Origin of the sequence: Nocardia sp. NPDC058497 (assembly GCF_042720195.1) — a bacterium.
Lineage (GTDB): Bacteria > Actinomycetota > Actinomycetes > Mycobacteriales > Mycobacteriaceae > Nocardia.
In genome coordinates this window covers 1-4,743 of record NZ_JBHXMY010000468.1, presented here as the reverse complement: position 1 = coordinate 4,743, position 4,743 = coordinate 1, and the positions used below count along the sequence as shown (strand labels likewise).

Annotated in this window: 4 protein-coding genes; 3 read left to right on the top strand and 1 reads right to left on the bottom strand. The window is 64.9% G+C overall.

The window, feature by feature from the left end; genetic code table 11:
- Positions 1 to 105: 105 nt before the first annotated feature.
- The gene (locus tag ACFWPJ_RS25065; RefSeq protein WP_378854834.1) at positions 106 to 1,704 is read right to left on the bottom strand and encodes an MFS transporter; all 1,599 of its coding nucleotides are present in this window, start codon (positions 1,702 to 1,704) and stop codon (positions 106 to 108) included.
- 403 nt (positions 1,705 to 2,107) lie between these two features.
- Between ACFWPJ_RS25065 and rplJ the strand changes: the two genes are divergently transcribed.
- From rplJ to ACFWPJ_RS25050, 3 genes are all read left to right on the top strand, one after another.
- Positions 2,108 to 2,638, top strand: a complete 531-nt coding sequence (rplJ, locus tag ACFWPJ_RS25060) for a 50S ribosomal protein L10 (protein WP_378854833.1) — start codon at positions 2,108 to 2,110, stop codon at positions 2,636 to 2,638.
- A gap of 60 nt (positions 2,639 to 2,698) precedes the next feature.
- Positions 2,699 to 3,085: a 50S ribosomal protein L7/L12 gene (rplL, locus tag ACFWPJ_RS25055; RefSeq protein WP_378854832.1), complete on the top strand. Its 387-nt coding sequence runs from the start codon at positions 2,699 to 2,701 to the stop codon at positions 3,083 to 3,085.
- Positions 3,086 to 3,329: 244 nt separating this feature from the next.
- On the top strand, positions 3,330 to 4,403 hold the full coding sequence (locus tag ACFWPJ_RS25050; RefSeq protein ID WP_378854831.1) for an ABC transporter ATP-binding protein: 1,074 nt from the start codon (positions 3,330 to 3,332) through the stop codon (positions 4,401 to 4,403).
- Positions 4,404 to 4,743: the final 340 nt, after the last annotated feature.

Genomic DNA, 4,743 nt, shown 5'->3' with positions numbered 1-4,743 from the left:
CCACCCGCCCTCTTCGTTTTGGGTGTAGATTTTCCTAACTGTATCTCCTGTCGCCCCCCGGGGGGGGGAACCCCAGCGGGTCCCCACCCTCGCTGGTCTCCGGGATCAGTCCTTCTTGCGCCAGCCGAGCAGCACCGATTCGCCGTCCTGCGGCTTCCACGGCAGGAAGATCGCGACGATCACCGCGCAGACCCCGACCGCGCCTGCCGCCACCAGGGACGCGGTGTGCGCACCCTGGAGGGTCGCCGTCTTCATGGCGACGATGAGGTTCTCGCGCTGGGACTCCAGGAACGGGGTCAGCTCGCGTTTGCGCAGCTCCAGCACGCTGAGTGGACTGGCCTTGACCAGGCTCTTCTCATTGGCGTTCATGATGCCGAGCGGGATGGCGTCGACCCGGGCGCCGATTCGGCTGCTGTAGTACGAGGCGACGATCGAGCCGAGCACCGCGACGCCGAGGGTGCCGCCGATCTCGCGGGTGGTGTCGTTGACGGCCGAGCCCGCGCCCGCCTCGTCGAGGGGGAGTGCCGACATGATCGACTCGGTCGCCGGACCCTGCACGATGCCCAGGCCCAGCGCCATCGACACCATCGAGGGCAGCACGCCGATCAGATAGCTGCTGTCCACGGTGACCTGTCCGCCCAGATAGAGGCCGAGACCGGTGAGCAGCAGACCGATCACCAGCACCGCGGTGGTGCCGACCCGTTGTGCCAGCAGCGTCGCGACCGGCGCGCCGATGGCCACCGAGAACGCGAACGGCAAAGACGCGATGCCGAATTCGAGCGGGGTGTATTCGCGCACGCCCTGGAAATATTGGGTGATCAGGAACAGGAATCCGAACATCGAGAAGTAGCCGATGGCAATTGCCAAGGCGGGCAACGAGAAGCGGCGATTGCGGAACAGTCGCATATCGAGAATCGGTGCGGCCGTGCGCAATTCCCACGTGACGAAAGCGGCGAGCAGGACGACACCGAGCGCGGCGGTGCACAGCGTCGTCAGCGAGAGCCACCCGTTGTGCGGCGCCTCGATGATCGCCCACACCACCAGCGTGATGCCCGCGATCGACAGGACTATGCCGGGCAGATCCAGCTTGCCGACCTGGTCGGCGCGCGATTCCGGCACCCAGATCAGCGTCGCCACCAGCGCGGCCAGTGCCACCGGCACATTGATCCAGAACACCGAGTGCCAGCTGAAGTGCTCGAGCAGCCAGCCACCGGAGATCGGGCCGATGGCGATGGCGAAACCGGCCATCGCGGTCCAGGCGGCGATGGCCAGCGCGCGTTCGCGCTTGTCGGTGAAGATGTTGATGATCAGGGCGAGGGTGGCGGGGAAGACCGCGGCGGCGAAGACACCCATCGCTGCTCGGGCCGCGATGACCTGCGTCATCGACTCGGCGAGCGCGCCGCCGACCGACATCACGGCGATGCCGACCAGGCCGACGATCATGATCCGCCTGCGGCCGTAGCGGTCACCGAGATTGCCCGCGGCGAGCAGCAGGCCGGCGAAGGTGAGGGTGTAGGCGTCGACGACCCATTGCAGGCCGGAGACGCCGGTCTGCAGCTGGACACCGATGGAGGGGAGTGCGACGTTGACGATGGTGTTGTCGAGGACGACCAGCAGTTCGGCCAGACAGATCACGGCGAGTGCGAGGAATCGCTGTGAACGCCGGTCCAGCAGCGGTGGTGGAGCGACTATGGAGGTTGCCATAGTTGATGAGTGAACCAGGTTACTGTCACCTGACGTAACACTTTCTTGGTGCGATTGCTACCACATTGTAGGAAGTGACGTGACCTGCGCCACAGTTCATTCGGTCGAATCGGGCAGCGGTCGAACCCGTTTTGGCAGATGGGGGCAGGTACCGCTACAGTGGAGTCCGGTCATCGACATGTTTGATGGCTACCCATTCGTTCTACCGAAGACCGTTGGTCGTCGATGCCGCTTGCGTGGTGTCGATCGAAGGTCCGGCGACATTGCCGGCGGCCCACGCAGGGAGAGCTGAGGCCGATATTTCGCGCCCCGGTACGCCTTGCGTCCGGGGCGTTAGTTTTGTCGCCGGCCCCTGAATTCGGTAGTGCGCGTTCACGAACCGACATCAGAGAGGAGGCGAAGTATGGCGAAGCCTGAAAAGGTCACCGCTGTCGCGGAGATCGCGGAGCAGTTCAAGAACTCCACGGCCACTGTTGTCACGGAATACCGTGGTCTTTCGGTCGGCAAGCTCACCGAGCTGCGTCGTGCGCTCGGCGCCGAGGCCACGTACTCCGTCGCCAAGAACACCCTGGTCAAGCTCGCGGCCGCGGAAGCGGGCGTCGAGGGCCTGGACGACTTGTTCGTCGGACCGACCGCCATCACCTTCATCCAGGGTGAGCCGGTCAACGCCGCGAAGGCGCTCAAGACCTTCGCCAAGGAGAACAAGGCGCTCGTCATCAAGGGCGGCTACATGGACGGCGCTGCGCTGTCCGTGTCCGAGGTCGAGAAGATCGCCGACCTGGAGACCCGCGAGGTCCTGCTGGCCAAGCTGGCCGGTGCGATGAAGGGCAACATGTCCAAGGCTGCCGGGCTGTTCTCGGCTCCCGCGGGTCAGGTGGCCCGTCTGGCCGCCGCGCTGCAGGAGAAGAAGCAGGCCGAAGGCGCTGCCGAGTAATACCCCCGCACGGGTATTACGCCCGCGCGCACAAGACATTCACTACCGAAAGGAACAATCATGGCCAAGCTGTCCACCGAAGAGCTGCTCGACGTTTTCTCGGAGATGACCCTCCTGGAGCTGTCCGCCTTCGTCAAGGCGTTCGAGGACAAGTTCGAGGTCACCGCTGCTGCCCCCGTCGCCGTTGCCGCTGCCGGTGGCGCCGCTGCTCCGGCCGAGGCCGCTGAGGAGCAGGACGAGTTCGACGTCATCCTCGAGGGTGCGGGCGACAAGAAGATCCAGGTCATCAAGGTGGTCCGTGAGATCGTCTCCGGCCTGGGCCTGAAGGAAGCCAAGGACCTGGTCGAGGGTGCCCCGAAGCCGATCCTGGAGAAGGTCTCCAAGGAGGCCGCCGAGGCTGCCAAGGCCAAGCTCGAAGAGGCCGGCGCCAAGATCTCCGTCAAGTAATTCGGCGCTTCGCGTTCGCGAACGGGCGGTCCCTTTCGGGGGCCGCCCGTTTGTTATTTGTCCGGACGTGGGATGGTGATACACGCTGTATCGAACGGGCTGGGTTACTCTTCAGTCATATGAGGGTGTGCCCTGTCTCACTGATGGGATACAGTGACCGGACCCACAGTGTCGTGACGCACCGCCGTGATGTAAACGCGCGGTCAGCGGGGTGGGCTGCTCGCAGGGAACAATGGAGGTAGGCGTGGGCGTCGAGGTCAGGACCGAGGGTGTTACCAAATCCTTCGGTTCACAGCGAATTTGGCAGGACGTGTCGATCACGCTCCCTTCGGGTGAGGTGAGCGCCCTGCTCGGCCCTTCGGGTACGGGTAAGTCGGTGTTCCTGAAGTCGCTCATCGGTCTGTTGCGGCCCGAGCGCGGGTCCATCTTCATCGATGGCACCGATATCACCACCTGCTCCAACAAGGAGCTCTACGAGATCCGCAAGCTGTTCGGCGTCCTTTTCCAGGACGGCGCGCTGTTCGGCTCGATGAACCTGTTCGACAACATCGCTTTCCCGCTTCGTGAGCACACGAAGAAGTCGGAAACCGAGATCCGGCAGATCGTCATGGAGAAGCTCGAGCTGACCGGTCTGCTCGGCGCCGAGAACAAGCTGCCCGGCGAGATCTCCGGCGGTATGCGCAAGCGTGCCGGCCTGGCCCGCGCGCTGGTTCTCGACCCGCAGATCATCCTGGTCGACGAGCCCGACTCCGGTCTCGACCCCGTGCGTACCTCGTACCTGGCGCAGTTGCTGCTCAACATCAACGCCCAGATCGACGCGACGATCCTCATCGTGACGCACAACATCAACCTGGCCCGTACCGTGCCGGACAACATCGGCATGCTCTTCCGCCGCCAGCTGGTCATGTTCGGCCCGCGCGAGGTGCTGCTGACCAGCGAGGAGCCGGTCGTCAAGCAGTTCCTCAACGGCCGCATGATCGGCCCGATCGGTATGTCGGAGGAGAAGGACGAGGCGCAGATGGCGCGCGAGCAGGCGCTCGTCGACGCCGGTCACCACCACGGTGGTGCCGAGGAGATCGAGGGCATCATCCCGCAGATGAAGGCCGAGCCGGGCATGCCCGCCCGCCAGGCCGTCTTCCGCCGCCAGGCGCGGGTGCGTGAGATCATGCACACCCTGCCGCACGCGGCCCAGGTGGCGATCCGCGAGTCGCTCGACGAGACCGACAACGACACCCAGGTGATGGCGGCGTACGGCAGCGAGCACCCCACCGCCCAGTTCGACACCAAGACGATTCCGCACGGCCAGATCAACGGCTGAGCGACTTTCGCAGCATTACGGGCCCCGGCCACTCGGTCGGGGCTCGTCGTGCGTTCAGGGGCGGTGGCGGCTCGGCTCGATCGGAAAAACGGGCGCTGAGCGGCGGTTACGCGAGTTGGCGCACACGGCGTGTCGCGAGTAAAATAGCCGCGGTTCCGGACGGGGATGCCCAGCGCGCCAGTCGATCTCACTTCTCGGACAGACCGCGCCGCGCCACTTGACGAGGCGCGCGCGAACCGTCACCCTATTCACAGCAGCGTCAGCTGTTACAGGTGCTTCAGCGCCACTAACTTCAGACGCTGCCCGCGTCCCGGGAGTTCGGCGAGTTTGCCGTGTGAGA